This window comes from Mesorhizobium sp. WSM4815 (genome assembly GCF_055811575.1).
On sequence record NZ_JBVVQS010000076.1, the window covers coordinates 40143 to 66394 of the forward strand.

Genomic DNA, 26252 nt, shown 5'->3' on the forward strand with positions numbered 1-26252 from the left:
CGGCCATCGTTGGTGATTACAGGGCGTCAAAGGCTGCGGCGCTGCTGTCGATTGCGAAGCCGATGGCGCAGGGTTAAAGGAAGGCATGTTGGAACGAAGCGAAATGGTCCGGCTGAAAGGTTTTGCACCGGAGGAGCGACCCCTATGAGCGCGCATGCGCTCTATGTGACCGCTGCCTATGCCATCACGGCCGTGGTGCTGGCCGGGCTGATCGGCTGGATCCTGCTCGACCAGCGTGCACGCAGACGAGACCTCGCCGAGCTGGAAGCGTCCGGCGTGCGGCGGCGCTCCGACAAGGCGGGGAAATCATGAGCATGGAGACGGAAACGCCGGCGCGCTCACGCCGCCTGATCGTGCTGTTGCCGCTGCTGATTTTCCTCGGGCTGGCGGGGCTGTTCCTGACGCAGCTGCTGTCCGGCCGCGACACTTCGGAAGTGCCATCGGCGCTGATCGGCCTGCCGGCGCCGCAGACCAATCTGCCGGCGCTGGAGGGCATGAATTTGCCGGGGCTCGATTCCAGGCAGTTCGCCGGCAAGGTCACGCTCGTCAACGTCTTCGCGTCGTGGTGCGGGCCGTGCCGCGACGAACATCCGCTGCTGCTGGCGCTGTCGCAGGACAAGCGCTTCGTCATCGCCGCGCTCAACTACAAGGACCAGCCGGAAAACGCCCGCCGGTTCCTCGGCGATCTCGGCAACCCGTTCCAGGCGATCGGCGTCGACGCGGCAGGGCGCGCGGCGATCGACTGGGGGGTCTACGGAGTGCCGGAAACCTTCGTCGTCGGCAAGGACGGCAAGATCGCCTACAAACACGTCGGCCCGCTGACGCCGGGCTCAGCACAAGCGCTGCTTTTGCCGGAGATCGAGAAGGCGCTGGCAGCACCCGGCTGATGGCCCGCCGTTTTCGTCATCCTTGGGTCTTCGCTCCGCTTTGCGTCGTTACGTCCAAGGATTACCAACGTGATAGGTCGACCGAAGATTTAGCCGTAGACCTGCTTGTGGACCTGGTAGAGCATTTCGCTGCGGTCGGCGCGCATGTCAGCCAGATCGCGGCTGGAAAACGAGTCGATTTCGGCGATGAGGCGGTTGTATTGCCGGCGCTTGGCGATGCTGGTGCGAGCGCGGCTCATGAGGCTGTCGAGAATCATAGCGAGGTTCCTTCTGTGCCGCATTGTCGCGGCAGGTTGTTCCTCCCTGATCGATACGCAGCATGACATAGTTATGGTGCATCGCAAAAAGAAGATGTTGCAATGCACCGTTGCGCTGGGCGCATAGCCGGTTAACGGCGCATGGGCCCGTCCTTCCATCCGTCAGTCGAGCAAGGGCCGCATTGCCTGTCCCGATACACGATCTTGCCATATCGATCGCCGGCTGGCTTGATCGCGCCGGCACCAACGAATTGCATGACCCGGGAGAAAACCATGGCCGAAGACTACGAAATTCTCGATCCACGCTTTGCGCGGCTGTTCAACGGCAACGCGCAGGTGGACAAGCTGTTCACCGGATGCCGGTGGGCGGAAGGGCCGGCCTGGTTTGCGGCCGGCCGTTATCTGGTCTGGTCCGACATTCCCAACAACCGCATGCTGCGTTACGACGAGACCGACGGCAGCGTCAGCGTGTTCCGGCAGCCGTCGGGCAATTCCAACGGCAACACCGTCGACCGGCAGGGCCGGCTGGTCACTTGCGAGCATTCGGGCCGCCGTGTCAGCCGCACCGAGCATGACGGCTCGATCACCACCATCGCCGACAAATGGCGCGGCAAGCGGCTGAACTCGCCCAACGATGCGGTGGTCAAGTCCGACGGTTCGATCTGGTTCACCGACCCGACCTACGGCATCGATACGGATTATGAAGGCGACAAGGCCGAGAGCGAGATCGACGCCTGCCATGTCTACCGGGCCGACCCCGGCACCGGCGAGATCGAAGCGGTGATCACCGACATGGTCAGGCCCAACGGGCTTGCCTTCTCGATCGACGAGAGCAAGCTCTATGTCGTCGATACCGGCCGCACGCATGGCGCGCAGAATCCGGCGCATATGCGGGTGTTCGATGTCGACGGGGCCGGCAAGAAGGTCTCAGGCGGAAAGGTCTTCGCCGATTGCACGGCCGGCCTGTTCGATGGTTTCAGGCTCGATGACCAGGGTCGGATCTGGACCAGTGCCGCCGACGGCATCCATTGCTACGATCCGGACGGGACGCTGATCGGCAAGATCAAGGTGCCGGAAGTCGTCGCCAATTGCGTGTTTGGCGGCAACAAGCTGAACTGCCTCTACATCGCCGGCACGACCTCGCTCTACATGGTCCGGCTGATGGTCAACGGCGCAAAAACCTACTGAGCGGCCGCCAATCAAATATCCAAGGGAGGACGCCATGCCATTCGTGAACATCCGCCTCGTCAAGGAGGTGATCGCCGACGACCCGGCCGGCAAGAAGGCCGCGATCGCCGCCCAGGTGACCGCGGCCATCACCGGCGCCACCGGCTTGGCCAGCAACGATGTCTGGGTGGTTTTCGAGGAGGTCGCTGCGCGTGACTGGTTCGTTGGCGAGACCGATGTCGAGACGATGCGCAGCAAACGTTGAAGGAATTTCGCCGCGACCTTTGATGATTGCGGCGCGGCCGTCAGCCGGCGGCGAAGGCCGAGACGTGTTTCGGACGGATCATGTCCGAAAAAGTCTACCACATGGTGTGTTTGTATTCGTCGTCCAGCCAGCGGTCGGTCGCCTCGGCCGAATCGGCGAGCGCCAGCTGGTCGCGCAGGATCTGGCCGAGCGTCGGCAGCGTCGCGCGGTCGTACCAGGTTTCCGGCTTCCACAGATCGGAGCGCATAAAAGCCTTGGCGCAATGCATGTAGGCGGCCTTGACCGTCACCAGGACGACGCTTTGCGGTTCCTTGCCGTCGACGGCGAGCCGCTCGCGCAGGCCCGCATCGACGGTGATGCGGGCGTCGCCATTGACGCGCAGCGTCTCGTTCATGCCCGGGATGAGGAAGAGCAGCCCGACCGAACGGTTGAGAAGAATGTTCTCCAGCGTGTCGAGCCGGTTGTTGCCGGGCCGGTCGGGGATGGCGATGGTCTTCTCGTCGAGCACGGCGGCAAAGCCCGGCCTGTCGCCCTTCGGCGTCACATCGGCATTGCCGGCGCCGTCGGAGGAGCCGATCAGCACGAAGGGGCTTTTGCCGATGAAGGAACGGCTGTGGCCATCCAGCGCCTTCAGTTCCTTGCGGATCGAGCCGTCGGTCGGCCGAGGCGTCTTGTAGATCGTTCTCAGCTCTTCGCGCGTGGTGACGAATTCCATGCCGTCTCCTTGATCGTTACTTGCCGGGCTTCCCTTCTGTTCCGGTCTTGCCTTCAAGCGAATGGCGCATGATCAGCGGCATCTGGCTGAAGGTGAAGAGAAGGGTGATGGGCATGATGCCCCAGACCTTGAAGGTAACCCAGGCGTCAGTGGAAAAATTCCGCCAGACAACTTCGTTGACAAGGGCCAGGAACAGGAAAAACAGGCCCCAGCGGAAAGTGAGTTTCTTCCAGCCCTCGGCATCGAGGCTGAAGGCCGAATCGAAGACGTAGCCGAGCAGCGACTTGCCGAAGAACAGGCCGCCGAGCAGCACGCCGCCGAACAGCATGTTGACGATTGTCGGCTTCATCTTGATGAAGATGTCGTCCTGCAGGTAGAGCGTCAGCGCGCCGAAGACGAAGACGACGACGCCCGACACCATCGGCATGATCGGCAAGGTGCGAGTGAGCAACCAGGACGCGGCCAGCGCGATCGCGGTCGCGGCCATGAACAGGCCGGTAGCGACGAAGATCGGTCCGCCGAATTCGGCCAGCACCGGAAATTTCTGCGACAGCCATGCGCCACGGGCGTTGGCGAAGAAGAACACCATCAACGGGCCGAGCTCCAGCACCAGCTTGAGCAGCGGATTGACGCCTTCCTTCTTCTGTTTCTGCGGGTCGGACGGGTCGCGTTCGAGGATGCGCGGGTTCATAGGCTTTCCTTCTTGCGCATGATCCTGTCCAAAAAGTCTGCAACTTCCTGGGATCAAGCTTGTTATGCCACTCCAGCGATCGCCCTGGCGAACTCGCTTGCGGAGAATGGTTCGAGGTCGTCGACCTGTTCGCCGACGCCGATGAAATAAACCGGCAATTTGTGCTTTGCCGCAATCGCCACCAGAATACCGCCGCGTGCCGTGCCGTCCAGCTTGGTCATCACCAGGCCGTTGACGCCGGCGACATTGCGGAAGATCTCGACCTGGTTGAGCGCGTTCTGGCCGGTGGTGGCGTCGACCGTCTGCAGCACGGTGTGCGGCGCCTCCGGATCGAGCTTGCCCAGCACCCGGACGATCTTTTCGAGTTCCGCCATCAGCTCGGTCTTGTTCTGCAGCCGCCCGGCGGTGTCGATGATCAGCACGTCGGAGCCGGCTTGCCTGGCCTGTTCGAAGGCATCGTAGGCGAGGCCGGCGGCGTCGGCGCCAAGCTTCGAGGCGATGACCGGCGACCTGGTGCGCTCGCCCCAGATCTTCAATTGCTCGATCGCCGCGGCACGGAACGTGTCGCCGGCGGCGAGCATCACCGACAGGCCGCCGTCGGTCAGCTTTGCCGCCAGCTTGCCGATGGTCGTGGTCTTGCCGGTGCCGTTGACGCCGACGACAAGGATGACATGCGGCTTGTGGCTGAGGTCGAGCTCCAGCGGCAAGGCGACATGGGTCAGCACCTTCTCCACCTCGGTCGCCATGATGGCGCGCACTTCCGTCTCGGAGACGTCCTTGCCGTAGCGGCTGGCAGCCAGCGAATCGGTGATGCGCAAAGCCGTCTCCATGCCGAGATCGGCGCGGATCAGCACGTCCTCCAGATCCTGCAGCGTGTCCTCGTCGAGCTTGCGCTTGGTGAAGACGCCGGCGATGTTGCCCGACAGTTCCCGGGAAGAGCGGGCGAGCCCCTCCTTCATGCGCTGGAACCACGAGCGTTTCGGCGCCGGTTCCGGCGCCTTCTGCGGTTCGGCTCTCTGCTCGACCTTCCTGGTGACGGTGACCTTGCCGGGAGCCGGCTTTGGCTCCGGTGGCGGTTGCGGAACGGGCTCGCGCTTTACCTCCCCATCGAGGGGAGGGTGGGGCGCTGGAATGGCTTCAGGTTCGGGCGCAATCTCCGCAAGGACCGGCTTTGCCTCGACTGGCGCCGGCTGGCGAATGGGGGGCGGGATCTCGGCCGCCGGCGCCTCAGGCTCGGGCGCAGTTAAGGGGGCCCCGGCTGGCGGTGCGGCATCCTGCGCAGGTCCGCGCTGCCCCTCACCATTACCCTCTCCCCGTAAGGGACGGGGAGAGGGGGACGTCAGCGTCGGAGCTTCTTCTTTGCCGCTTTCAAAAGGAGGCTCGGCGGGACGATCAGCACGCTTCTCCCCGTCACTATACGGGGAGAAGGTGCCGGCAGGCGGATGAGGGGCAGCGTCACGTTCGGATGACGGACCCTCAGTCTGGACGATCTCAGGCTGCGTCAGCGTTGGCTCAGGAATTTCCTCCGGCTCTGGCTCCGGAGGAGACTCGACGGGAGCCGCCGGAATCTCCTCTGGCGCCGGCTCCTCGGCAGGCGGCTGCAACTCCTCTACCGGAGCAGGTTCCGGCTGGATTTCAGGCTCGGGCGGAATCGTCGGAGCGGGCTCGGCCTCTTCAACAGGCGCCGGTTTCAGCGCCTCGAGCGCGTCCCATTTGATCGGCGGCAGCGGTGCGGTCTCGTCGATCCGCTCCTCGACCACCTCCTTCTTGCCGAACGAAAATATCTTCTTGAAAAAACCAGCCATGTTCTTGCGTCTCAGGCGGCGCGGGCGGCAAACGGCGCCGCGATCAGTCTGACACCGTCATCGCCGGCGATAGCGGCGTCAACGATTTCGCCCGGCGCGCCGGCGGAGACCGCAGCGAGCGTGAACCCTTCGGTGCGGCCGAGCCCGTCGCGCTCGACCAGGATCGACTGGCGTGTTCCGGCGAGCGAGGAAAGGTGGCTGCGATAGGCGGCGTCACCGGCGGTGCGCAGCCGTGACGCACGCTGCTTGACCAGTTCGCGGCGAAGCTGCGGCATGCGCGCGGCGGGGGTGCCTTCGCGCGGCGAAAACGGAAAGACGTGGAGATGCGTCAGCCCGCATTCCTCGACGATCTCCAGCGATTTTTCGAACATGGCGTCCGTCTCGGTCGGGAAGCCGGCGATGATGTCGGCGCCGAAAACGATGCCGGGACGCAATTTGCGCAAATCCTGGCAAAAACGGATCGACTGATCCCGGTTGTGACGGCGCTTCATCCGTTTCAGGATCATGTCGTCACCGGACTGCAGCGACAGATGCAGATGCGGCATCAGCCGGGGCTCGGTGGCGATGGCGTCGAGCAGATCGTCGTCAGCCTCGATCGAATCGATCGAGGAAAGGCGCAGGCGTTTCACGTCAGGCACCTGCTTCAGGATTGTCTTGACCAATTTGCCGAGTTTCGGGCTGCCCGGCAGATCGGCGCCGAAACTTGTCATGTCGACGCCGGTCAGCACGATCTCGGCATAGCCATTGCCGCTCAGCCGCTTGACCTGCTCGACCACGGCGCCCATCGGCACCGAGCGCGAATTGCCGCGGCCATAGGGGATGATGCAGAAGGTGCAGCGGTGGTCGCAGCCGTTCTGAATCTGGACGAACGCCCGCGCCCGGCCTTCGATGGCGTCGACCATGTGGCCGGCCGTCTCGCGCACCGAAAAGATATCGTTGACGCGAGCCTTCTCGGTGTCGTTGACGCCGAAATCCGGCAGCGCGCGATAGGAATGCGCCTTCAGCTTTTCCTCATTGCCAAGGACGAGATCGACCTCGTCCATGGCGACGAAATTCTGCGGCTCGGTCTGCGCGGCGCAGCCGGTGACGATGATGCGGGCCTGCGGGTTCTCGCGGCGGGCCTTGCGGATCGACTGTTTTGCCTGGCGCACCGCCTCGCCGGTGACGGCGCAGGTGTTGAAGATGATGGCGCCGCCTTCCAGCGCGCCAAGGCCGGCGCTTTCCGCCTCTCGCCGCATCACCTCGGATTCATAGGTGTTCAGCCGGCAGCCGAAGGTGACGACGTCAACACTTTTGGGAAGAGCGGGACCCTTCTTGGCAAGCGCGGCCATCAGGCGGCGCTTTCGGTGTCGCGGGCCCACACGCCGGTCGCCGGGTCGACGCTGCCGGAAAATTCCCATTCGGCGGCGCCGGTGAGGATGACGTGATCGTCGCCGCGCCACTCGACATGCAAGGAGCCACCTCCGGGCGTCACCAGGGAGACGCTGCGTCCGGTCCGCCTGGTGCGCGCGGCAGCGACGGCGGCGGCACAGGCCGCTGTGCCGCAGGCCTTGGTCAGGCCGGCGCCGCGCTCCCAGGTGCGGATGACCATCGTCTCGGTCGAGGTCACCCGCGCGATGGTGATGTTGGCGCGTTCGGGGAAGATCGGGTGGTTTTCGAGCAGCGGACCGAAGCGGTCGAGCTCATAGGACCAGACGTCGCGATCGACCCAGAAGATGGCGTGCGGATTGCCCATCGACACGACCGAGGGCGAGTGCAGCACCGGCGCGTCGATCGGGCCGACCTGCAGCTCGATCATGCGGGTATCGCGGAATTCCTCGGCGAGCGGAATATCCTGCCAGCCGAAATGCGGCTTGCCCATGTCGACCGAGATCAGCCCGTCGGCATGTTCTTCAGCGTTGAGGATGCCGGCGACGGTCTCGAAGGCGAATGTCTTCTGGCCGGTCTCGGCGGCAAGCGCCTGCACCACGCAGCGCATGCCGTTGCCGCAGGCCTGCGCGCCGGTTCCGTCGGAATTCAGGATGTCGATGAAAAAGGCAGTGCCCGGCGTTCTGGCGTCGTGGATCGCCATGATCTGATCGAACTTCGTCGCGGCATCGGCATTGAGCGCAAGGGCGGCAGCCGGCGCCACCCGGTCGGCGCGACCACGCATGTCGGCAACGATGATTTCGTTGCCGATGCCGCTCATCTTGGCGAAGGGGGCAGTGCTTGCCATGGATCGAAAGGTCTCATGCCGGTTTGGCGCCTATATGGCGGATAGCGGCCGGAATTACCAGTGCGAGACGCCAGCGCGACGTGCGTCGAGTTGGACGCACAAAGTACGCTCTGACATTTTAAAACCTGCGCATCGTGCTTCCTGAAAATCGATTCCGATTTTCGGGCGGATGCGGCTAAAGCGCGTCGCGTTTGAGCCGATTCATGCAACGCGCTTTAGGTTCTTGTTTTATCCATGTCGTTATCGCAATACCGCTACGCACTTTTGCGCGACATGCATTACGCCACCGCCAAGACGCCAAGCATGACCAGCAGGAAGATGATCAACACGATGCCGATGAGAATGCGGGCGCCGGTGGCGGCGGCTCCGGCCAATGCCGGCATGCCGAGCAGGCTGGCCGCGGCCGCGATTATCAGAAGAATGACAATCCATTTGATCATGGGAAATCCCTCGCAGCCGACGGTTGTGGACCACCACCAACGCGTTTACGACGTCCCGGGTTCCCCCCGGGGGCCTCTGGGGTCGCCAGCCTAGAGCGCCGGCACGTCCCAGACTTCGCCGGGACGCAGGGCGCGAAAGCGTTCTTGCGGGACACCTTGATCGTCGAGGGCCTCGCCAAGCTTTCTTGCCGGCTCGTCGATCGGCTCGTTGGTGAGCCGGAACGTGCCCCAATGGCAGCCGGCGGCATAGGCGGCGTCGCACAACAGCATGCCTCGCACCGCCTCCTCCGGGTTCTGGTGGTGTGGCGCCATGAACCAGCGCGGCTCGTAGGCGCCGATCGGCAGGATGGCGAGGCGGAAGCCGCCGTGCCTTGCGGCCATCAGCCGGTAGTTGATGCCATCGTGGAAACCGGTGTCGCCGGCGAAATAGACTTTTCCGCACGGCGTCTCGACCACAAAGCCCGCCCACAGCGCCATGCGCCGGTCGCGGGTGCCGCGTGCCGACCAATGGTGCACCGGCTCGACATGGACTGCGACGTCGTTGCCGATCTCGACCCGCTCGCCCCAGTCATGCACGGAAAGCCGCATGCCGGGAACGCCGGGGTCGATGATGGCGTCGTTGCCGAGCGGCGTCAGCACCAGCGGGTCGTGCTTTGTCCTCAGCCGCTTCAGCGTGGCGAGGTCGAGATGATCGTAGTGGTTGTGGCTGACCAGCACGAGGTCGATCGGCGGCAGGTTGGAGAAGGCGATGCCCGGCGGATTGACCCGTTTCGGCCCGGCAAAGGGGAGCGGCGAGGCGCGCCGCGACCAGACCGGGTCGGTGAGGATGTTCAGGCCGGCTGTCTGGATGAGCAGCGTGGAATGGCCGACCATGGTCAGCCTCAGTTCGGAGCCGTCGATCCGTTTGGCCGGTGTCGCCTGATGAAACGGACTTGGATTCGCCGACGGCCATTTCGAGCGTTCGCCGCCCAGCTGCCACTTCAAAAGATCGGAAAAGCGGGCAGGCAACTTGCCGTTGGGATTGAAGAACAAGGTGCCGTCGAAATGATCGCTGGGCGGCCCGCTATAATAGCGGTTGGCCGCCCTTTTCCTCGCAGCCAAGATTTCGCCTCCGGCAAGGTTCGGTTTCATCAGAGATAGGACCGAAGCGGGCTGGCGCAAGCATTTGGCGGCCGGACGCCAAGGGCAGGCCTGTCCTGGCAAACCGCTGCGCAGTCTCGCGTCAGACCCCAGGGCAGGTTTTCGGGCGGCACGCATTTGTGGCAAAGTTGCAACAGGTGCCGCCGCAAATGCTATTTTAACCATACAGGGTTGAAATTTTGCCACCTTCTCCGTCTTGGTAAAGGAGATATTGTGCGGACGGCAGCCCGGCCGGATCCGACGGAGGTTTGAAATGAATTTTTCGAAAACCGGTCTGCTGGCCGTATCGCTGGCCGCGCTCTTTGCGAGCGGCTGTTCAACGTCACGGTTCTCGCCGATGGACCAGCAGCCGGCGCCGCTGGAAGCCGCGCCCTCCGGCAAGGTGACCGCCAACCAGCTGCCGCCGCCGGCGTCGCCCGGCACGGCTGACCCGTCGAAATTTCCGACGGCGCCGCAAGGCACGCTAAACCCGCAGGTCGCCTCACTGCCGCCGGACGGAACGGCTCCGGCCGGAGCCCCGGATCTTACCGCAAGCAGCGTCGCCGGCGTGTGGAAGGCCAGCGTGTCCGGCCAGAGCTGCCAGGTGGCGACGCCGCAAACCAAATTCGGCTCCGGCTATCGGGCTGGACCACTGCATTGCCCGGCACCGATCGACGGCATCAAATCCTGGAACGTCGCCGGCAAGCAGCTGACGCTGTACGACGCGAATGGCGGCACGCTGGCACGGCTCTATTCCTCGGGCGGAGAGAAATTCGACGGCCAGACTTCCAACGGCCTGCCGATCTCGCTTACAAGAGGCTGACCCGCCCGCCCCTATTGTTTTTACGCGATTCCGGGCCGAAAACCGCGACACGCTTTTCCCGGAATTGCTCTCTTTTGTTTTTACGCAATTCCGGACAGAAAACCGCTACACATTTTTCTTGGAATTGCTCCGGAACGACGTGATCGATGCATCTGCGCGACGGCCTTCAGACCCATGCGACCGTCCGGCAGCGCTACGACCATCTGGTTGTGTCAGGCCTGATCGACCGCGATCGGGCGCAGGAGCGGGTCGTTGCGGCACTCGACCGGCTGATCGACGACATTTCGGCAAAACGGCTGGCGCACAAATCGAGCGCGCTGGGCTGGCTGTTCGCTCGCAAGCGCGAGACGCGCGAGGCCGTCAAGGGCCTCTATATCCACGGCGGCGTCGGCCGCGGCAAGACCATGCTGATGGACATGTTCTTCGAGCTGGTGCCGGTCCGGCGCAAGCGGCGTGTGCATTTCAACGATTTTATGGCCGATGTGCAGGACCGCATCCAGAAGCACCGGCAGGCGCGTAAAGAGGGCACCGTCAGGGAAGACGACCCGATCGCGCCGGTGGCCCGCGCGTTGGCCGAGGAAGCCTGGGTGCTGTGCTTCGACGAGTTTTCCGTCACCGACATCGCCGACGCGATGATCCTGTCGCGGCTGTTTTCGGCGCTGTTTGCCAACGGCGTCGTGCTGGTCGCCACGTCCAATGTCGCGCCGCAGGATCTCTACGGCGACGGCTTGAACCGCAAGCTTTTCCTGCCCTTCATTGGCATCCTGGAGCGGCATGCGCAGGTGATTGCCCTCGATGCCGACAAGGACTATCGGCTGGACAAGCTCAGCCGCCTGCCGGTCTATGTCACCCCTGCCGATGCCGCCGCCGATGCTGTTCTCGACGAGGCCTGGGAAGTGATGACGCATGGCAGGCCGACGCAGGCAGTGGCCCTGACGGTAAAGGGCCGGCAGGTCGTCGTGCCGCGCGCCGCCGGCGAAGCGGCGCGGTTTTCTTTTGCCGATCTCTGCGAAAGCCCGCTCGGCGCCCGCGATTTCCTGGCGATTGCCAGCCGCTTCTCGACCGTCTTCATCGATCATGTGCCGGTGCTTGGCGAAGGCATGCGCAACGAGGCGAAGCGCTTCATCCTGCTGATCGACACGCTCTACGACCATCATGTGCGGCTGGTGGTGAGCGCCGCCGCACCGCCAGCGGGGCTTTATACGGCCAGGCGCGGCAACGAGGTCTTCGAGTTCGAGCGCACCGCGTCGCGGCTGATCGAGATGCAGAGCCACGAATGGCTGGAAGACTGGATGGAGAGGCAGAAGGCGACGCTGACCGAAGCGCAGCAGGCTCGAGCCTGAAGATAGTCTCCGGAAGGTCGCTTCGCGCCCCCCTCTGTCCCGCCGGCAATGGCCATGAGGCGAAATAATCCAGCCTGACCGGTTCATCGAACACATCTTCGGCGACCCGCTTCACAAGGGCGTCATCGCCGGGAAACAGCCTTCTTATTTCCATCTTCATTGCGTAATCTTCCCAAGTCGGCTTACGAACTTTGACGTTTACGTAAATCCCATCTCATCTAACCGATTGAAAAATCTCACTCCAAAATAATCGTTTGAATATTCTATGCGCCGGGGCTATTGGGTGCGGCGAAATCTTTGCGGCTTCCCCGCTGCATTCCGGCCTCCTTCCTCGACGCCGTCATCCAATTCGTTAAGGGATTTGGGCGCCGTCACAGTCTAAGGGAAAACATCCTGACATGGCACGCAACAAGATAGCGCTCATCGGCTCGGGCATGATCGGCGGCACGCTCGCCCACATGATCGGCCTCAAGGATCTCGGCGATGTTGTGCTGTTCGATATCGCCGAGGGCATCCCGCAAGGCAAAGGGCTGGATATCGCGCAGTCGTCGCCGGTCGATGGGTTCGATTCCAGGCTGACCGGCGTCAATGATTATGCCGGCATAGAGGGTGCCGACGTCTGCATCGTCACCGCCGGCGTGCCGCGCAAGCCCGGCATGAGCCGCGACGACCTTTTGGGCATCAATCTGAAGGTCATGGAGCAGGTTGGCGCGGGTCTCAAGAAATACGCGCCGAAAGCCTTCGTCATCTGCATCACCAACCCGCTCGACGCCATGGTCTGGGCGCTGCAGAAGTTCTCCGGCCTGCCGAAGAGCCATGTCGTCGGCATGGCCGGCGTGCTCGACAGTTCGCGCTTTCGCTATTTCCTGGCCGAAGAATTCAAGGTGTCGGTCGAGGATGTCACCGCCTTCGTGCTCGGCGGCCATGGCGATTCCATGGTGCCGATGATCCGCTATTCGACGGTCGCCGGCATCCCGCTGCCCGACCTCATCAAGATGGGCTGGACCTCGAAGGAAAAGCTCGACCAGATCGTGCAGCGCACCCGCGACGGCGGCGCCGAGATCGTCGGCCTGCTCAAGACCGGCTCGGCCTTCTACGCACCGGCCGCCTCGGCGATCGCCATGGCCGAAGCCTATCTCAAGGACAAGAAGCGCGTGCTGCCCTGTGCTGCGCATCTCTCCGGCCAGTATGGTGTCAAGAACACCTATGTCGGCGTGCCGGTGGTGATCGGCGCCGGCGGCGTCGAGCGCGTCATCGAGATCGAGCTCGGCAAGGCCGAGCAGAAGATGTTCGACAATTCGGTGGCGGCGGTGCAGGGCCTGTGCGAGGCTTGCGTCAAGATCGCTCCGCAACTCGCCGCCAAATGATCCGCCGCCAAGTGACCCGCCAGTAAAGTGATCTGGAGACAACGCGCATGAACATCCATGAATATCAGGGCAAGGCGCTGCTGAAGGGCTTTGGCGCGCCAGTGGCCGAAGGCGTACCGGTGTTTAGGGCAAGCGAGGCGGAAGCCGCCGCCAAGGCACTGCCCGGCCCGCTCTATGTGGTAAAAAGCCAGATCCATGCCGGCGGCCGCGGCAAGGGCAAGTTCAGGGAGCTTGGCCCCGACGCCAAGGGCGGCGTCAGGCTGGCGAAATCGGTGGCCGAAGTGGTCGCCAACGCCAAGGAAATGCTTGGCCACACGCTGGTCACCAAGCAGACCGGCCCGGCGGGCAAGCAGGTCAACCGCCTCTACATCGAGGACGGCGCCGACATCGAGCGCGAGCTCTATCTGTCGCTGCTGGTCGATCGCACCGTCGGCCGCATCGCTTTCGTCGTTTCGACCGAGGGCGGCATGGATATCGAGGCGGTCGCCCACGACACGCCGGAAAAGATCATCACCGTCGCCATCGACCCGGAAAAAGGCATAACGGCGGATGATTTGAAAGAACTCAACGGCGCGCTGAAGCTCGACGGCGACGCCGCCAAGGACGGCGAGACGTTGTTCCCGATCCTCTACAATGCCTTCGTCGAGAAGGACATGAGCCTGCTCGAAGTCAACCCGCTGATCGTCATGAAGAATGGCCGGTTGCGCGTGCTCGATGCAAAAGTGTCGTTCGACAACAACGCGCTGTTCCGCCATCCCGACGTGATGGAGTTGCGCGACATCACCGAAGAGGACGAGAAGGAGATCGAGGCGTCGAAATACGACCTCGCCTATGTCGCGCTCGACGGCAATATCGGCTGCATGGTCAATGGTGCCGGCCTTGCCATGGCGACGATGGATATCATCAAGCTCTATGGCGCCGAGCCCGCCAACTTCCTCGATGTCGGCGGCGGTGCGTCGAAGGAGAAGGTGACGGCGGCGTTCAAGATCATCACCAAGGACCCGGCGGTCAAAGGTATCCTGATCAACATCTTTGGCGGCATCATGAAGTGCGACATCATTGCCGAGGGCGTTATCGCAGCGGTCAAGGAAGTCGGCCTGCAAGTGCCGCTGGTGGTGCGGCTGGAAGGCACCAATGCCGAGCTCGGCAAGAAGATAATCAACGACAGCGGGCTCAACGTCGTCTCGGCCGACGATCTTGATGACGCAGCCAAGAAAATCGTGGCGGCGGTGAAGGGCTGATCTGGTGCCTCCGCACAAGATAAACCTGGTCGAGGCGGCGGATGCGAAGATCAAGAAGGTCTTCGATCCGCATATTGCCGGCGACGTGAATGACAGCCAGGTCAAGATCGCCAAGTTCGGCGATGTCTTCGACTGGCACGCGCATGACAACGAAGACGAAGCGTTCCTGGTTCTGCGCGGCCGCATCGCCATCGATTTTCGCGACGGCACGGTGGAGCTTGGCAGCGGCGAGTTCATCGTCGTGCCGCGGTCCGTCGAGCACCGGCCGCGCTCGCTGAGCGAACAGCCGGTGGTGCTGATGTTCGAGCCGGCGACGACGCTCAACACCGGCAACGCCAAAAGTGACCTCACCGTCGCCGATCTCAAGCGGCTGTAGGGAGCTTGTGCGAGGAAGAGAAATGAAGAACATCACTCTGGCGGTCGAAGACGAGGTTCTGGAGCAGGTCAAGCTGACGGCCGCTGAACAGGGAACGACCGTCGACGCCTTGGTGCGGGAGTTTTTCGCGACAGTGGCGGCGAAGCGCCGTGCCAACGACGGGGCTCGGCTAGCCCTGCTTAGGCTTGCCTACGAGGCTTCAGGCGACATGGGCAGCAAGACTTGGAACCGGGCAGCTCTCCATGACCGCTGAATGCCGCCTCGACAAGAACATGCTCGTCCATGCCGCCATCGGACACGATTGCAAGCGCGCGGAGTATGGCGCAACCATCGCCGCCGCCGGGCGCCTTGGCGTCAAGACACTTTACACCGAAGACCTCAACCACGGACAGGCCTACGGATCCGTGGTCGCCGTCAACCCCTTCCGCACTCACTGATCAGGTCGCTAAAAAATGTCCATTCTCGTCGACAAGAACACCAAGGTGCTCGTGCAGGGCCTGACCGGCAAGACCGGCACGTTCCATACCGAACAGGCGCTGGCCTATCACGGGACAAAAATGGTCGGCGGCATCCACCCGAAGAAGGGTGGCGAGACGTGGACCGGCGCCGCGGGCGAGAGCTTGCCGATCTTTTCCACCGTCGCTGAAGGCAAGGCGAAGACCGGCGCCAATGCATCTGTCGTCTATGTGCCGCCGGCAGGCGCCGCCGAGGCGATCCTGGAAGCGATCGAAGCCGAAATCCCGCTGATCATCTGCATCACCGAGGGCATCCCGGTGATCGACATGATCAAGGTCAAGGCGCGGCTCGACCGCTCGACATCGCGGCTGATCGGTCCCAACTGCCCCGGCGTCCTGACCCCCAACGAATGCAAGATCGGCATCATGCCCGGCAACATCTTCCGCAAGGGCTCGGTCGGCGTTGTTTCCCGCTCGGGAACGCTTACCTATGAGGCAGTGTTCCAGACCACGAATGTCGGTCTCGGCCAGACCACCGCCGTCGGCATCGGTGGCGACCCCGTCAAAGGCACTGAGTTCATCGACGTGCTGGAGATGTTCCTCGCCGACGACGAGACACAGTCGATCATCATGATCGGCGAGATCGGCGGCTCGGCCGAGGAAGACGCCGCGCAGTTCCTCAAGGAAGAAGCCAAGCGTGGCCGCAAGAAGCCGATGGCCGGTTTCATCGCCGGGCGCACGGCCCCGGCCGGCCGCACCATGGGTCACGCAGGCGCGGTGATTTCCGGCGGCAAGGGCGGCGCCGAGGACAAGATCGCGGCGATGGAATCGGCCGGAATAAAGGTTTCGCCGTCGCCGGCTCGGCTCGGCACGACGCTGGTCGAAGCGATAAAAGGTTAAGGCAGTAAGGGAGTAGGGCAGTATGGGAGTAGGGGAATAGGAAGAACGGGACGAACGATGGCTAGTGCCTGGTTTTCCCTACTGCCCTACTCCCTTACTGCCCTACTCCCCTCCAAAACAGGAGACGGAGCCAGGCTCCGCGGAAAAAATGGCAAGACAAGATCAGGCCAACGACCAATTTTCGCTTACCTCTTTCCTCTATGGCGGCAATGCCGACTACATCGACGCGCTCTACGCCGCCTATGAGGACGATCCCGCTTCGGTCGACCCCGAATGGCAGGATTTCTTCGCGGCGCTGAAGGACGACGCCGGCGATGTCCGCAAGAATGCCAAGGGCGCCTCATGGGCCAAGCCCTCGTGGCCGCTGCAGGCCAATGGCGAACTGGTCTCGGCGCTCGACGGCGATTGGGGCATCGTCGAGAAGCACATCGAGAAGAAGGTCCAGAACAAGGCGGTGATGAACGGGGTCACCCTGTCCGACGCCGACGTCCATCAGGCGACGCGCGATTCCGTCCGCGCCATCATGATGATCCGCGCCTACCGCATGCGTGGCCATTTGCACGCCAATCTCGACCCGCTCGGCATCGCCAAGCTCGAGGATTACAACGAGCTGTCGCCGGAAAACTACGGCTTCACATCAGCCGACTACGACCGCCCGATCTTCCTCGACAATGTGCTCGGGCTCGAATTCGGCACCATCCGGCAGATGCTCGACATCCTGACCCGCACCTATTGCTCGACGCTCGGCGTCGAGTTCATGCATATTTCCGATCCCGAGGAGAAGGCCTGGATCCAGGCGCGCATCGAGGGCACCGACAAGGAGATCTCCTTCACCGCCGCCGGCAAGAAGGCGATCCTGCAGAAGCTGGTCGAGGCGGAAGGCTTCGAGCAGTTCATCGACGTCAAGTACAAGGGCACCAAGCGCTTCGGCCTCGACGGCGCCGAGGCGCTGATCCCGGCGCTGGAGCAGATCGTCAAGCGCGGCGGCCAGCTCGGCATGAAGGAGATCGTGCTCGGCATGGCGCATCGCGGCCGGCTGAACGTGCTCTCCCAGGTGATGGCCAAGCCGCACCGCGCCATCTTCCACGAGTTCAAGGGCGGCTCGGCCGCGCCCGACGAGGTCGAGGGCTCGGGCGACGTGAAGTACCATCTCGGTGCTTCGTCGGACCGCGAGTTCGACGGCAACAAGGTGCACCTGTCGCTGACCGCCAATCCATCGCACCTGGAAATCGTCGATCCGGTGGTGATGGGCAAGGCGCGGGCCAAGCAGGACTCTCTGTTCGGCCGCAGTCGCGAGGAGATCGTGCCGCTGGAAGAGCGCGCCAAGGTGCTGCCGCTGCTCCTGCATGGCGACGCCGCCTTTGCCGGCCAGGGCGTGATTGCCGAAATCCTCGGCTTGTCCGGCCTGCGCGGCCACCGCGTCGCCGGCACGCTGCACTTCATCATCAACAACCAGATCGGCTTCACCACCAATCCGCGCTTCTCGCGCTCGTCGCCCTATCCGTCGGATGTCGCCAAGATGATCGAGGCGCCGATCTTCCACGTCAATGGGGACGATCCGGAAGCCGTGGTCCATGCCACCAAGGTGGCGATCGAATTCCGCATGAGGTTCCACAAGCCTGTCGTGGTCGACATGTTCTGCTACCGCCGCTTCGGCCACAATGAGGGCGACGAACCGGCCTTCACCCAGCCGATCATGTATCGCAACATCCGCAACCATAAGACGACCGTGCAGATCTATGCCGACCGGCTGATCGCCGAAGGCCATATCGGCCAGGCCGAATTCGACAAGCTGAAGGCCGACTGGCGGGCACATCTCGAGCAGGAATTCGAGGTCGGCCAGCACTATAAGCCCAACAAGGCCGACTGGCTGGATGGCGCCTGGTCGGGCCTGCGCACAGCCGACAACCAGGACGAACAGCGGCGCGGCAAGACCGCCGTGCCGGTCAAGACGCTGAAGGAAATCGGCAAGAAGCTGACCGAGGTGCCGAAGGATTACGAGGCGCACAGGACGATCCTGCGCTTTCTCGAGAACCGCCGCCAGGCGATCGAGTCGGGCGAAGGCATCGACTGGTCGACGGCCGAGGCGCTGGCTTTCGGCGCCATCCTCCTCGACGGCAATCCGGTCCGGCTGTCCGGACAGGATTCGGAACGCGGCACGTTCTCGCAACGCCACTCCGTGCTCTACGACCAGCGCGATGAAACACGCTACATCCCGCTCAACAATCTATCGGCGGCGCAGGCCGGCTTCGAGGTCATCAACTCGATGCTGTCGGAAGAGGCCGTGCTCGGCTTCGAATACGGCTACAGCTTGGCCGAGCCGAAGGCGCTGACGCTTTGGGAAGCACAGTTCGGCGATTTCGCCAATGGCGCCCAGGTGGTGTTCGACCAGTTCATCTCGTCGGGCGAGCGCAAGTGGCTCAGGATGTCGGGCCTCGTCTGCCTGCTGCCGCATGGCTATGAAGGCCAGGGGCCGGAACATTCGTCGGCCAGGCTCGAGCGCTTCCTGCAGCTTTGCGCCGAAGACAACATGCAAGTGGCCTACTGCACGACGCCGGCCAACTACTTCCACATCCTGCGCCGGCAGTTGAAGCGGGATTTCCGCAAGCCGCTGATCCTGATGACGCCGAAGTCGCTGCTGCGCCACAAGCGGGCGGTGTCGACGCTGCCGGAGATGTCGGGCGAAAGCGCGTTCCACCGGCTGTTGTGGGACGATGCCCAACAACTCCCCGGCCAGGCGATCAAGCTCACCAAGGATTCGAAGATTCGCCGCGTCGTGCTCTGCTCGGGCAAGGTCTACTACGACCTCTACGAGGAGCGCGAGAAGCGCGGCATCAACGACATCTATCTGCTGCGCGTCGAACAGCTCTATCCGTTCCCGGCCAAGGCGCTGATCACCGAACTGTCACGCTTCCGCAACGCCGAGATGGTGTGGTGCCAGGAGGAGCCCAAGAACATGGGCGCCTGGTCGTTCATCGATCCCTATCTGGAATGGGTGCTGGCGCATATCGACGCCAAGCACCAGCGGGTGCGCTATACCGGCCGGCCGGCCGCCGCGTCGCCGGCGACCGGATTGATGTCGAAGCATCTCGCCCAGCTTGCCGCCTTGCTCGAAGACGCGCTCGGTGAATAGAACAGAGCTCGGCGAATAGAACAGAACCGACAGAAAAACGGACAGGCACAATGGCTACCGAAATCCGCGTCCCCACTCTTGGCGAATCCGTCACCGAGGCGACCATCGGCAAATGGTTCAAGAAGGTGGGCGATGCGATCGCCACCGACGAGCCGCTGGTCGAGCTCGAAACCGACAAGGTAACGGTCGAAGTGCCGGCCGCGGCCGCAGGAACGCTCAGCGAGATCGCCGTCAAGGAAGGCGAGACGGTCGAAGTCGGTGCTTTGCTCGGCATGATTTCGGCGGGCAATGGAGCAAAGGCGGCAGCACCCGAAGCCGCGAAGGCGTCAACATCCGAAGCGAAGCAGGACGCGGTATCGCAGGCCTCGGCGCCGACCGCCGCAGCCACCGTCAAGCAAGCCGCGGCCGAGACCGCCAAGATCGCCGGCGATGCCGGGCCGATCGAGGCGCGCGCGATGCCGCCGGCGCCAGCGGCGGCGAAGCTGCTGGCCGAGAGCAATCTCGCGGTCGACCAGATCTCGGGTTCCGGCAAGCGCGGCCAGGTGCTCAAGGGCGACGTGCTCGACGCGATCGCCAGGGGCGCTCCGTCGCAGCCTTCCGAGACGCCGAAGGCCCCTGCACCGGTCGCCGCCCGTGCGCCGTCCTCGGCCGACGACGCGTCGCGTGAAGAGCGGGTGCGCATGACCAAGCTGCGGCAGACTATCGCCCGCCGCCTCAAGGAAGCGCAGTCGACCGCCGCCATGCTGACCACCTTCAACGAGGTGGACATGAGCGCGGTGATGGCGCTCAGGACCAAATACAAGGATGTGTTCGAGAAGAAGCACGGCGTGAAGCTGGGCTTCATGGGCTTCTTCACCAAGGCCGTCACCCATGCGCTGAAGGAAATCCCTTCCGTCAATGCCGAGATCGACGGCACCGACATCATCTTCAAGAACTACGCCCATATCGGCGTCGCCGTCGGCACCGAAAAGGGCCTCGTCGTGCCGGTGGTGCGCGATGCCGACCAGATGGGAATAGCCGAGATCGAGAAAGATATCGGCAGGCTGGGCATCGCCGCGCGTGATGGCAAGCTGTCGGTCGCCGATATGCAAGGCGGAACGTTTACGATTTCCAACGGCGGCGTTTACGGTTCGCTGATGTCGACGCCGATCCTCAATGCGCCGCAGTCGGGCATTCTGGGCATGCATAAGATCCAGGAGCGGCCGGTGGTGGTCGGCGGCCAGATCGTAATCCGACCGATGATGTATCTGGCGCTCTCCTACGATCACCGCATCGTCGACGGCAAGGAAGCGGTGACCTTCCTGGTGCGGGTCAAGGAAAGCCTGGAGGATCCGGAGCGGCTGGTGCTCGATCTCTAGGCCCGGTCGAGGTGAGCCGGAGAATGGATCTGCGCCACCGAATGAGTTCCTCTCGTTTGCACTCCGGAATGTTTTTCGCAGCTGTGCTCGCGGCCGGCATTGCGCAGACGGGATCGGCAGCGTTTGCCGCATGCCCGCTCGAACTCGCCGTCTATGGCGATGCCGAAAGTGCGGCCGAGATCGATTTCAGGCCGACCGGGGGATCGGCTGTCGTCACCAACACCTTCAAGATGGTGCTCGATAACGATGTCGTTCTCGACGGGATCGTCATGTGGACGCAAGGCGTGGCGCGGCCGCATGGTTCGCTGATGTACAAATGCCCGACAGGCGATGTCACCGGCGACGAGCTCGCCGCCTGCACGCTGTGGGAGGGGGTCGTCTACAGTGCGGATGACAAGGGCAACATCGCTCTGCTGCCGGCCGAAGGCGTCGACGCGCCGAAGACCCTGATCTTTCCCGACCTCGGACCGTCGCTGCAGAGGTCGACAGCCTATGGCGCCAACGGGTTTTCAAAGGTGCCGTGGGACGTTTTTTCGCTGAAGGGCTGTCAGGAATGAGCGCGCCCAAAAAAGTGCTGCTGGTGACCGGCGGCGGCCGCGGCATCGGCGCTGCCACATCCAGGCTTGCCGTCACGGCTGGATACCGTGTTGCGATCAACTACGCATCGAATGAGGCTGCTGCCACGGCGCTTGTCGAGGCAATCGAACAGGCCGGCGGCGAAGCGCTGGCCATCAAGGGCGACGTTGGCAGCGAGGCCGATATCCAGGCGATGTTCGAGAGGGTCGATCATGTCTTCGGGCCGCTCGATGCGCTCGTCAACAACGCTGGCGTGGTCGACCAGAGGGCGCGTGTCGACGAAATGAGCGGAGCACGGCTGGAGCGCATGATGCGCACCAACGTCATTGGCCCCATGCTCTGTGCCCGCGAAGCGGTGAAGCGCATGTCGACCAGCCATGGCGGCAACGGCGGCGCCATCGTCAATGTCTCCTCGATTGCAGCGAGAATTGGCGGGCCGGGCGAATATGTCGACTACGCTGCCTCGAAGGGCGCGATCGATTCCTTCACGATCGGCCTGGCGCGCGAGGTGGCCGGCGAAGGCATTCGCGTCAACGCGGTCAGTCCAGGGATTGTCGATACCGAAATTCATGCCTCCGGCGGACAGCCGGATCGCGTCGAGAGGATGCGTCACGGCGTGCCGATGCAAAGGGCGGGAACCGCCGAAGAGGTCGCCGCGGCAATTCTCTGGCTCCTGTCGGACGGGGCGTCCTATACGACAGGCGCGAATTTGGAAGTGGGCGGCGGCCGCTAATCCCAGACAAGGCTGAGTGCAGACCAGAAGGAAAAATCATGGCTTATGACGTCGTTATCATCGGATCGGGACCAGGCGGCTATGTCTGCGCCGTCAAGGCGGCACAGCTCGGCCTGAAGACGGCGGTGGTCGAGAAGAACCCGACCTTCGGCGGCACCTGCCTCAATATCGGCTGCATCCCGTCCAAGGCGCTGCTGCATGCCTCCGAGATATTTTCTGAGGCCGGTCATTCCTTCGACACGCTGGGCGTCGAAATCGGCGCGCCGAAGCTCAATCTGGAAAAGATGATGGCGCACAAGGACGCGACAGTGGCGTCCAACGTCAACGGCGTCGCCTTCCTGTTCAAAAAGAACAAGATCGACAGCTTTCGCGGCACCGGCAAGGTCCTGTCCGCCGGAAAAGTGTCGGTGACCGGCGAGGACGGCAAGGTCGAGGAGATCGAGACCAGGAACATCGTCATCGCCACCGGCTCCGATGTCACCGGCATCCCGGGCGTCAAGGTCGAATTTGACGAGAAAGTGATCATGTCGTCGACCGGCGCGCTGTCGCTGGACAAGGTGCCGGGCCACCTGGTGGTGGTCGGCGGCGGCGTCATCGGGCTGGAGCTCGGCTCGGTATGGGCCCGGCTCGGCGCCAAGGTGACCGTCGTCGAGTTCCTCGACACCATTCTCGGCGGCATGGACGGCGAGGTCGCCAAGCAGTTCCAGCGCATGCTGTCCAAGCAAGGCATCGAATTCAGGCTCGGCGCCAAGGTGACCGGTGTCGCCAAGGCCAAGAAGGGCGCCACCGTCACCTTCGAGCCGGTCAAGGGCGGTGCGGTCGAGACGATCGAGGCGGATGCGGTGCTGATCGCGACGGGACGCCGGGCCTATTCGGACAGTCTCGGGCTGAAGGAGGCCGGGGTCGAGGTCGACGAGCGCGGCCGGGTCAAGACCGACGGCCATCTCACCACCAATGTCCCCGGCATCTATGCCATCGGCGACGTCATCGCCGGGCCGATGCTCGCCCACAAGGCCGAGGACGAGGGCGTGGCGGTGGCCGAGATCATTGCCGGCCAGGCCGGCCATGTGAATTACGGGGTGATCCCGAACGTCGTCTACACCAGTCCGGAAATCGCCTCGGTGGGCAAGACAGAGGAAGAGCTGAAGTCGGCCGGCATCGACTACAAGGCCGGCAAGTTTCCGTTCAGCGCCAATGGCCGGGCGCGCGCCATGCTGCACACCGACGGCTTCGTGAAGATCCTGGCGGACAAGCAGAGCGATCGCGTGCTCGGCGTCCACATCGTCGGCTTCGGCGCCGGCGAGATGATCCACGAGGCGGCGGTGCTGATGGAGTTCGGCGGCTCGTCGGAAGATCTTGCCCGCACCTGCCACGCCCATCCGACGATGTCGGAAGCGGTGAAGGAAGCGGCACTGGCGACCTTCTTCAAGCCGATCCACATGTAGGCCTTCCCAAGGAACTCCGGCAGCCATCTGACGGCTCAAAACAAAACGGCCCGCTTTTCAGCGGGCCGTTCGTATTTGAAGTCAGCAGCCGATCACTGCGGGGCTGGTGCGGGGGCCGGAGCAGGTGCTGGCTCTGCAGGTGCCGGAGCAGGTGCTGGCGCCGGAGCAGGCGCTGGTTCTGCTGGCGCCGGAGCGGGCGCTGGTTCTGCCGGCGCCGGGGCAGGTGCAGGCTCTGCAGGGGCCGGGGCAGGCGTTGGTTCAGCGGGCGCTGGCGCCGGGGCCGGCGTGGTTGCAGCCGGCGGTTCACCAGGCTCTGGCGCCTCACCGCTTGTTCCAAAAATATAATAAGCGACGATGGCCAGGATAACGACGACCAGGGCAATCAGCCAGCCGGTGCTGCCGCCACCCGACTTGGGAGGGGGGGTCGGAGTGGTGTACGGGTCGTTTGGATTCGCCATAAAAGTGTCCTCCGTGGATGAAAAGTATCAATCAACACACATCAACGCGCAATCGTTGAACAGGTTTCACGCTAGGAATCGAAAACGCCGAAAACAGGGCATTCTTCGCCGGGAATCGTTTGTCTGCAAGCACTTTACTCGCAAAACTCGCAGTGATCGAGCCATATTAGAGCTTTCGACCGACCTGTACTGAGACAAACCTCCGGCGATTCGGGCAAAGCGTCGCCCCGAATCACGCCTTGCCGGGTCTGCAACTCGACCGTGCAACTCAGTCGACGGCGGTGACGGTGTAGCCGGCCTTGCGGAAATCCTCGACCAGGCCCTCCGCGCCAGGGAGGTGCAGGGCGCCGACCGCCATGAACACGTTGCCCTTGGCGAGGATCGGCCTGGCATGGTCGATCATCACCTTGTTGCGGCTGGTGATCATGATTTCCTCGAAGGCGGCATAGCTTGCTGAATCGTCTTCGTCGCCGGGAAGGACGGCACGAAACAGCGGCCAGAGCATGCCGGTGTCGCCGCGCTGGTAAAGCACGATCATGGTTTCATTGACGTCGTTCACCCTGTCGCCGAGCTTCAGGGTGTCGACGAGGCCCTTCATGTGAAACGCAAGCGGCAGCGAGGCCATGGCGCGAAGCTGGTCGGCGACGGTCTCCAACCCATCGACGGCCTTGCCTGAGGCTTTGGCGTCCTCTGCAAGCTTGATGTCGAGCACCGGCGTGCCGCCGGCCTGGCGGGCCAGTTCACAGGCCGGCAGCGCGACCATGGTCGACAGCATCCACGGCTTCATCTTGGCAACGCTCGCCGGTGGAATGCCGCGCGCGTCGAGCGCCTTGTTCACCGCCGCCGCATCGTCCGGCGACAGCAGCGAGGATAGCGTGGTGCTGTCGGTGAACATCATCAGCTCCGGCTCTTTCAGGAACGCCGCCATCATCTTCTGCTTGTCGAGCACCTCCGTGGTCTCGATGACGACAGTGTCGGCGGCGTCAAAGGCCTTTTGCGCGGCGGGCGGCAGCGCGGTCACGCGCGGGTCGGTCATGTGCATGGTGCCGAACAGGAAGGACGGTCTTTCGCCCGCCTTTTCCAGTTTCCACAACAGGCCCTTACCGTTCGGTGTCGCGGCCGCTTCCGTCTCGATCTTGCGGTAGGCGGCCGGGTCGTGCTTCTGCAAGGCCGACAGCATGTCGGCGCCGGCGCAGACCTGGATTTCAGCCCCTGGGGTTTCAGCGCGCGCCCTGCCGGCGGCGAGCAGCGCGATGACGAGGAAAGAGAGGAAAAATAGGACGTTCAGCGCGACGAGCAGCTTCAGCGAAGCAAAGGCAGTGCGGTCGGCGATAGCAATGACGCGTTTCATGGCTCGCTTTTAGAGACAAAGAACGGCGAAACGGTTAACCGGCGCGGCAAAATTGTCTCGGACATCGTTCCACGGCGCATACCCTGGCTGCAACTTTGCGAAATCATGCGTCGTCTACGCCCGCGGGTGGGCCGCTTCATAGATTTCGAGCAGCCTCGCGGTGTCGACGCCAGTATAGATCTGCGTCGTCGACAGGCTGGCGTGGCCCAAAAGTTCCTGGATGGTGCGCAGGTCGCCGCCGCGCCCAAGCAGATGTGTGGCGAAGGAATGGCGCAACGCATGCGGCGTGGCGGTGTCCGGCAGATTGAGCGCCGAGCGCAGCTTGGCCATGTCGCGCTGGACGATGGCCGGGTTGAGCGGGCCGCCGCGGGCGCCGCGAAACAGCAGACCCTTCGGATCGAGATGATAGGGGCAGAGCCGGCGGTATTGGGCGATCGCCCGCAGCGCGATCGGCAGCACCGGCACCAGCCGCGTCTTGCCGCCCTTGCCGGTGACGCGCAGCACCGTTTCATCAGGCGACGACAGATCGCCGCCGGACAGGCCGAGCGCCTCGGAAATGCGCAGGCCCGAGCCGTAGAGCAGCGTCAGCACGGCGGCGTTGCGGGCGGCGATCCACGGTTGCTCCGCCAGCTGGCCTTCCACCGAAACGACGTGTTTCGCATCGCTTGCCGTCAGCGGCTTGGGCAGCGACTTCGGCTGCCGCGGCGCGCGCAGTGCCGCAGCACCCGCCGCATTGACGAGGCCGCGCCGCTCCAGAAAGCGCAGCAGCGAGCGGATGCCGGCGAGCCCCCGCCCAAGCGTGCGGGCGCCGGCGCCTCCGGCACGGCGGGCAGCCAGAAAGCCGCGCAGATCGGCCGGGCGCAGATCGGCTATATCCGAAATGCCGGGCGAGCCGCCGCAATGGCCGGTCAGGAAGTGCAGGAACTGGCGCGTGTCGCGCTCATAGGCTTCCACGGTTTCCGGCGACAGCCGGCGCTCGCGCGCCAGCATCTTGAGCCAGCTTTCGCGGGCCGCCTGAAGGTCTGGCTTGGCCGGGATGAGGAATTCCTGCATTGCGCTCTTCCGATATGCCGCTCTTCCATTTCCGGGCGATCTTCCGGCAGCCGGGTTAGGAAGCGGTGAAGAGCCGCGT

28 protein-coding genes are annotated in these 26252 nt (G+C 63.6%); 18 read left to right on the plus strand and 10 right to left on the minus strand.

Annotated features, from left to right (window positions below; translation table 11 throughout):
- Window positions 1-144 precede the first annotated feature (144 nt).
- Both ccmD and AC0L2B_RS04310 read left to right on the plus strand, forming a co-directional pair.
- Window positions 145-312 carry a heme exporter protein CcmD gene (gene ccmD / locus AC0L2B_RS04305; protein ID WP_023803344.1) on the plus strand — a complete coding sequence of 56 codons (168 nt, stop codon included), beginning with the start codon at window positions 145-147 and terminating at the stop codon, window positions 310-312.
- Window positions 309-887, plus strand: a complete 579-nt coding sequence (locus AC0L2B_RS04310) for a DsbE family thiol:disulfide interchange protein (RefSeq protein WP_473744347.1) — start codon at window positions 309-311, stop codon at window positions 885-887. Before ccmD ends, AC0L2B_RS04310 begins: the two co-directional genes overlap by 4 nt.
- 89 nt (window positions 888-976) lie before the next feature.
- Here the strand turns inward: AC0L2B_RS04310 and AC0L2B_RS04315 are convergent, their stop codons facing one another.
- Window positions 977-1144, minus strand: coding sequence for a hypothetical protein (locus tag AC0L2B_RS04315; RefSeq protein ID WP_023803346.1), 168 nt, complete (start codon window positions 1142-1144; stop codon window positions 977-979).
- A gap of 273 nt (window positions 1145-1417) precedes the next feature.
- On the opposite strand from AC0L2B_RS04315, the gene AC0L2B_RS04320 reads away from it, so the two are divergent.
- Both AC0L2B_RS04320 and AC0L2B_RS04325 read left to right on the plus strand, forming a co-directional pair.
- A complete protein-coding gene (locus tag AC0L2B_RS04320; protein WP_473744349.1) occupies window positions 1418-2332 on the plus strand; it encodes an SMP-30/gluconolactonase/LRE family protein in 915 nt (304 codons plus the stop codon).
- A 34-nt stretch (window positions 2333-2366) separates the two neighbouring features.
- On the plus strand, window positions 2367-2576 hold the full coding sequence (locus tag AC0L2B_RS04325; RefSeq protein ID WP_473744351.1) for a tautomerase family protein: 210 nt from the start codon (window positions 2367-2369) through the stop codon (window positions 2574-2576).
- Between the two features lie 94 nt (window positions 2577-2670).
- Here the strand turns inward: AC0L2B_RS04325 and AC0L2B_RS04330 are convergent, their stop codons facing one another.
- The 7 genes from AC0L2B_RS04330 to AC0L2B_RS04360 all read right to left on the minus strand — a co-directional run bounded on the left by AC0L2B_RS04330 (window position 2671) and on the right by AC0L2B_RS04360 (window position 9543).
- Window positions 2671-3291 (minus strand): pyridoxamine 5'-phosphate oxidase family protein, encoded by a 621-nt coding sequence (locus tag AC0L2B_RS04330; RefSeq protein WP_473744352.1) that lies wholly within the window; start codon window positions 3289-3291, stop codon window positions 2671-2673.
- A 16-nt stretch (window positions 3292-3307) separates the two neighbouring features.
- Window positions 3308-3982: a septation protein A gene (locus AC0L2B_RS04335; RefSeq protein ID WP_023803351.1), complete on the minus strand. Its 675-nt coding sequence runs from the start codon at window positions 3980-3982 to the stop codon at window positions 3308-3310.
- A 62-nt stretch (window positions 3983-4044) separates the two neighbouring features.
- Window positions 4045-5787 carry a signal recognition particle-docking protein FtsY gene (gene ftsY, locus AC0L2B_RS04340; protein ID WP_473744354.1) on the minus strand — a complete coding sequence of 581 codons (1743 nt, stop codon included), beginning with the start codon at window positions 5785-5787 and terminating at the stop codon, window positions 4045-4047.
- An 11-nt stretch (window positions 5788-5798) separates the two neighbouring features.
- Complete coding sequence (gene mtaB / locus AC0L2B_RS04345; RefSeq protein WP_473744355.1) at window positions 5799-7118, minus strand: tRNA (N(6)-L-threonylcarbamoyladenosine(37)-C(2))-methylthiotransferase MtaB; 1320 nt, start codon at window positions 7116-7118, stop codon at window positions 5799-5801.
- A complete protein-coding gene (gene dapF / locus AC0L2B_RS04350; protein ID WP_473744356.1) occupies window positions 7118-8002 on the minus strand; it encodes a diaminopimelate epimerase in 885 nt (294 codons plus the stop codon). Before dapF ends, mtaB begins: the two co-directional genes overlap by 1 nt.
- Window positions 8003-8280: 278 nt before the next feature.
- A complete protein-coding gene (locus AC0L2B_RS04355; RefSeq protein ID WP_023803355.1) occupies window positions 8281-8442 on the minus strand; it encodes a DUF1328 family protein in 162 nt (53 codons plus the stop codon).
- A 90-nt stretch (window positions 8443-8532) separates the two neighbouring features.
- Window positions 8533-9543 carry an MBL fold metallo-hydrolase gene (locus AC0L2B_RS04360; protein WP_473744357.1) on the minus strand — a complete coding sequence of 337 codons (1011 nt, stop codon included), beginning with the start codon at window positions 9541-9543 and terminating at the stop codon, window positions 8533-8535.
- A gap of 292 nt (window positions 9544-9835) precedes the next feature.
- Here AC0L2B_RS04360 and AC0L2B_RS04365 point away from each other — a divergent pair, with 292 nt between their 5' ends.
- The 14 genes from AC0L2B_RS04365 (at window position 9836) to AC0L2B_RS04430 (ending at window position 23678) form a co-directional block, all read left to right on the plus strand.
- Window positions 9836-10384, plus strand: coding sequence for a protease inhibitor Inh/omp19 family protein (locus tag AC0L2B_RS04365; RefSeq protein ID WP_473744358.1), 549 nt, complete (start codon window positions 9836-9838; stop codon window positions 10382-10384).
- A 146-nt stretch (window positions 10385-10530) separates the two neighbouring features.
- Window positions 10531-11727, plus strand: coding sequence for a cell division protein ZapE (gene zapE / locus AC0L2B_RS04370; protein WP_473744359.1), 1197 nt, complete (start codon window positions 10531-10533; stop codon window positions 11725-11727).
- A gap of 398 nt (window positions 11728-12125) precedes the next feature.
- The gene (gene mdh, locus AC0L2B_RS04375) at window positions 12126-13094 is read left to right on the plus strand and encodes a malate dehydrogenase (RefSeq protein WP_027153710.1); all 969 of its coding nucleotides are present in this window, start codon (window positions 12126-12128) and stop codon (window positions 13092-13094) included.
- A 47-nt stretch (window positions 13095-13141) separates the two neighbouring features.
- Window positions 13142-14335, plus strand: coding sequence for an ADP-forming succinate--CoA ligase subunit beta (sucC, locus tag AC0L2B_RS04380; protein WP_473744360.1), 1194 nt, complete (start codon window positions 13142-13144; stop codon window positions 14333-14335).
- Between the two features lie 4 nt (window positions 14336-14339).
- Complete coding sequence (locus AC0L2B_RS04385) at window positions 14340-14711, plus strand: cupin domain-containing protein (protein ID WP_473744361.1); 372 nt, start codon at window positions 14340-14342, stop codon at window positions 14709-14711.
- A gap of 22 nt (window positions 14712-14733) precedes the next feature.
- Window positions 14734-14964, plus strand: a complete 231-nt coding sequence (locus AC0L2B_RS04390) for a hypothetical protein (protein WP_473744362.1) — start codon at window positions 14734-14736, stop codon at window positions 14962-14964.
- The gene (locus tag AC0L2B_RS04395) at window positions 14954-15148 is read left to right on the plus strand and encodes a hypothetical protein (RefSeq protein WP_473744364.1); all 195 of its coding nucleotides are present in this window, start codon (window positions 14954-14956) and stop codon (window positions 15146-15148) included. The genes AC0L2B_RS04390 and AC0L2B_RS04395 overlap by 11 nt, the downstream gene beginning before the upstream one ends.
- A 15-nt stretch (window positions 15149-15163) precedes the next feature.
- Window positions 15164-16066, plus strand: coding sequence for a succinate--CoA ligase subunit alpha (gene sucD, locus AC0L2B_RS04400; protein ID WP_473744366.1), 903 nt, complete (start codon window positions 15164-15166; stop codon window positions 16064-16066).
- A 148-nt stretch (window positions 16067-16214) separates the two neighbouring features.
- Window positions 16215-19199, plus strand: a complete 2985-nt coding sequence (locus tag AC0L2B_RS04405; protein WP_473744367.1) for a 2-oxoglutarate dehydrogenase E1 component — start codon at window positions 16215-16217, stop codon at window positions 19197-19199.
- A 50-nt stretch (window positions 19200-19249) separates the two neighbouring features.
- Complete coding sequence (gene odhB / locus AC0L2B_RS04410) at window positions 19250-20557, plus strand: 2-oxoglutarate dehydrogenase complex dihydrolipoyllysine-residue succinyltransferase (protein ID WP_473744368.1); 1308 nt, start codon at window positions 19250-19252, stop codon at window positions 20555-20557.
- A 68-nt stretch (window positions 20558-20625) separates the two neighbouring features.
- Window positions 20626-21114: a hypothetical protein gene (locus tag AC0L2B_RS04415; protein WP_091592210.1), complete on the plus strand. Its 489-nt coding sequence runs from the start codon at window positions 20626-20628 to the stop codon at window positions 21112-21114.
- Entirely contained in the window at window positions 21111-21866 is a 756-nt protein-coding gene (locus tag AC0L2B_RS04420) for an SDR family oxidoreductase (RefSeq protein WP_473744371.1), read from the plus strand. The genes AC0L2B_RS04415 and AC0L2B_RS04420 overlap by 4 nt, the downstream gene beginning before the upstream one ends.
- Window positions 21867-21904: 38 nt before the next feature.
- Window positions 21905-23311: a dihydrolipoyl dehydrogenase gene (gene lpdA / locus AC0L2B_RS04425; protein WP_473744372.1), complete on the plus strand. Its 1407-nt coding sequence runs from the start codon at window positions 21905-21907 to the stop codon at window positions 23309-23311.
- Window positions 23312-23435: 124 nt separating this feature from the next.
- Complete coding sequence (locus tag AC0L2B_RS04430; protein WP_473744374.1) at window positions 23436-23678, plus strand: hypothetical protein; 243 nt, start codon at window positions 23436-23438, stop codon at window positions 23676-23678.
- Window positions 23679-24037: 359 nt separating this feature from the next.
- On the opposite strand, the gene AC0L2B_RS04435 is transcribed toward AC0L2B_RS04430, so the two are convergent.
- The gene (locus tag AC0L2B_RS04435; RefSeq protein ID WP_473744375.1) at window positions 24038-25120 is read right to left on the minus strand and encodes a TraB/GumN family protein; all 1083 of its coding nucleotides are present in this window, start codon (window positions 25118-25120) and stop codon (window positions 24038-24040) included.
- Between the two features lie 114 nt (window positions 25121-25234).
- Window positions 25235-26173 (minus strand): tyrosine recombinase XerC, encoded by a 939-nt coding sequence (locus AC0L2B_RS04440; RefSeq protein WP_128187221.1) that lies wholly within the window; start codon window positions 26171-26173, stop codon window positions 25235-25237.
- Between the last annotated feature and the right edge of the window lie 79 nt (window positions 26174-26252).

What these genes read in the sequence shown, in the direction of transcription:
- ccmD (WP_023803344.1), top strand. Translation starts at nt 145, where the DNA reads ATGAGCGCGCATGCGCTCTATGTGACCGCTGCCTATGCCATCACGGCC.
- AC0L2B_RS04310 (WP_473744347.1), top strand. Translation starts at nt 309, where the DNA reads ATGAGCATGGAGACGGAAACGCCGGCGCGCTCACGCCGCCTGATCGTG.
- AC0L2B_RS04315 (WP_023803346.1), bottom strand. Translation starts at nt 1,144, where the DNA reads ATGATTCTCGACAGCCTCATGAGCCGCGCTCGCACCAGCATCGCCAAG.
- AC0L2B_RS04320 (WP_473744349.1), top strand. Translation starts at nt 1,418, where the DNA reads ATGGCCGAAGACTACGAAATTCTCGATCCACGCTTTGCGCGGCTGTTC.
- AC0L2B_RS04325 (WP_473744351.1), top strand. Translation starts at nt 2,367, where the DNA reads ATGCCATTCGTGAACATCCGCCTCGTCAAGGAGGTGATCGCCGACGAC.
- AC0L2B_RS04330 (WP_473744352.1), bottom strand. Translation starts at nt 3,291, where the DNA reads ATGGAATTCGTCACCACGCGCGAAGAGCTGAGAACGATCTACAAGACG.
- AC0L2B_RS04335 (WP_023803351.1), bottom strand. Translation starts at nt 3,982, where the DNA reads ATGAACCCGCGCATCCTCGAACGCGACCCGTCCGACCCGCAGAAACAG.
- ftsY (WP_473744354.1), bottom strand. Translation starts at nt 5,787, where the DNA reads ATGGCTGGTTTTTTCAAGAAGATATTTTCGTTCGGCAAGAAGGAGGTG.
- mtaB (WP_473744355.1), bottom strand. Translation starts at nt 7,118, where the DNA reads ATGGCCGCGCTTGCCAAGAAGGGTCCCGCTCTTCCCAAAAGTGTTGAC.
- dapF (WP_473744356.1), bottom strand. Translation starts at nt 8,002, where the DNA reads ATGGCAAGCACTGCCCCCTTCGCCAAGATGAGCGGCATCGGCAACGAA.
- AC0L2B_RS04355 (WP_023803355.1), bottom strand. Translation starts at nt 8,442, where the DNA reads ATGATCAAATGGATTGTCATTCTTCTGATAATCGCGGCCGCGGCCAGC.
- AC0L2B_RS04365 (WP_473744358.1), top strand. Translation starts at nt 9,836, where the DNA reads ATGAATTTTTCGAAAACCGGTCTGCTGGCCGTATCGCTGGCCGCGCTC.
- zapE (WP_473744359.1), top strand. Translation starts at nt 10,531, where the DNA reads ATGCATCTGCGCGACGGCCTTCAGACCCATGCGACCGTCCGGCAGCGC.
- mdh (WP_027153710.1), top strand. Translation starts at nt 12,126, where the DNA reads ATGGCACGCAACAAGATAGCGCTCATCGGCTCGGGCATGATCGGCGGC.
- sucC (WP_473744360.1), top strand. Translation starts at nt 13,142, where the DNA reads ATGAACATCCATGAATATCAGGGCAAGGCGCTGCTGAAGGGCTTTGGC.
- AC0L2B_RS04390 (WP_473744362.1), top strand. Translation starts at nt 14,734, where the DNA reads ATGAAGAACATCACTCTGGCGGTCGAAGACGAGGTTCTGGAGCAGGTC.
- AC0L2B_RS04395 (WP_473744364.1), top strand. Translation starts at nt 14,954, where the DNA reads ATGACCGCTGAATGCCGCCTCGACAAGAACATGCTCGTCCATGCCGCC.
- sucD (WP_473744366.1), top strand. Translation starts at nt 15,164, where the DNA reads ATGTCCATTCTCGTCGACAAGAACACCAAGGTGCTCGTGCAGGGCCTG.
- AC0L2B_RS04405 (WP_473744367.1), top strand. Translation starts at nt 16,215, where the DNA reads ATGGCAAGACAAGATCAGGCCAACGACCAATTTTCGCTTACCTCTTTC.
- odhB (WP_473744368.1), top strand. Translation starts at nt 19,250, where the DNA reads ATGGCTACCGAAATCCGCGTCCCCACTCTTGGCGAATCCGTCACCGAG.
- AC0L2B_RS04415 (WP_091592210.1), top strand. Translation starts at nt 20,626, where the DNA reads ATGTTTTTCGCAGCTGTGCTCGCGGCCGGCATTGCGCAGACGGGATCG.
- AC0L2B_RS04420 (WP_473744371.1), top strand. Translation starts at nt 21,111, where the DNA reads ATGAGCGCGCCCAAAAAAGTGCTGCTGGTGACCGGCGGCGGCCGCGGC.
- lpdA (WP_473744372.1), top strand. Translation starts at nt 21,905, where the DNA reads ATGGCTTATGACGTCGTTATCATCGGATCGGGACCAGGCGGCTATGTC.
- AC0L2B_RS04435 (WP_473744375.1), bottom strand. Translation starts at nt 25,120, where the DNA reads ATGAAACGCGTCATTGCTATCGCCGACCGCACTGCCTTTGCTTCGCTG.
- AC0L2B_RS04440 (WP_128187221.1), bottom strand. Translation starts at nt 26,173, where the DNA reads ATGCAGGAATTCCTCATCCCGGCCAAGCCAGACCTTCAGGCGGCCCGC.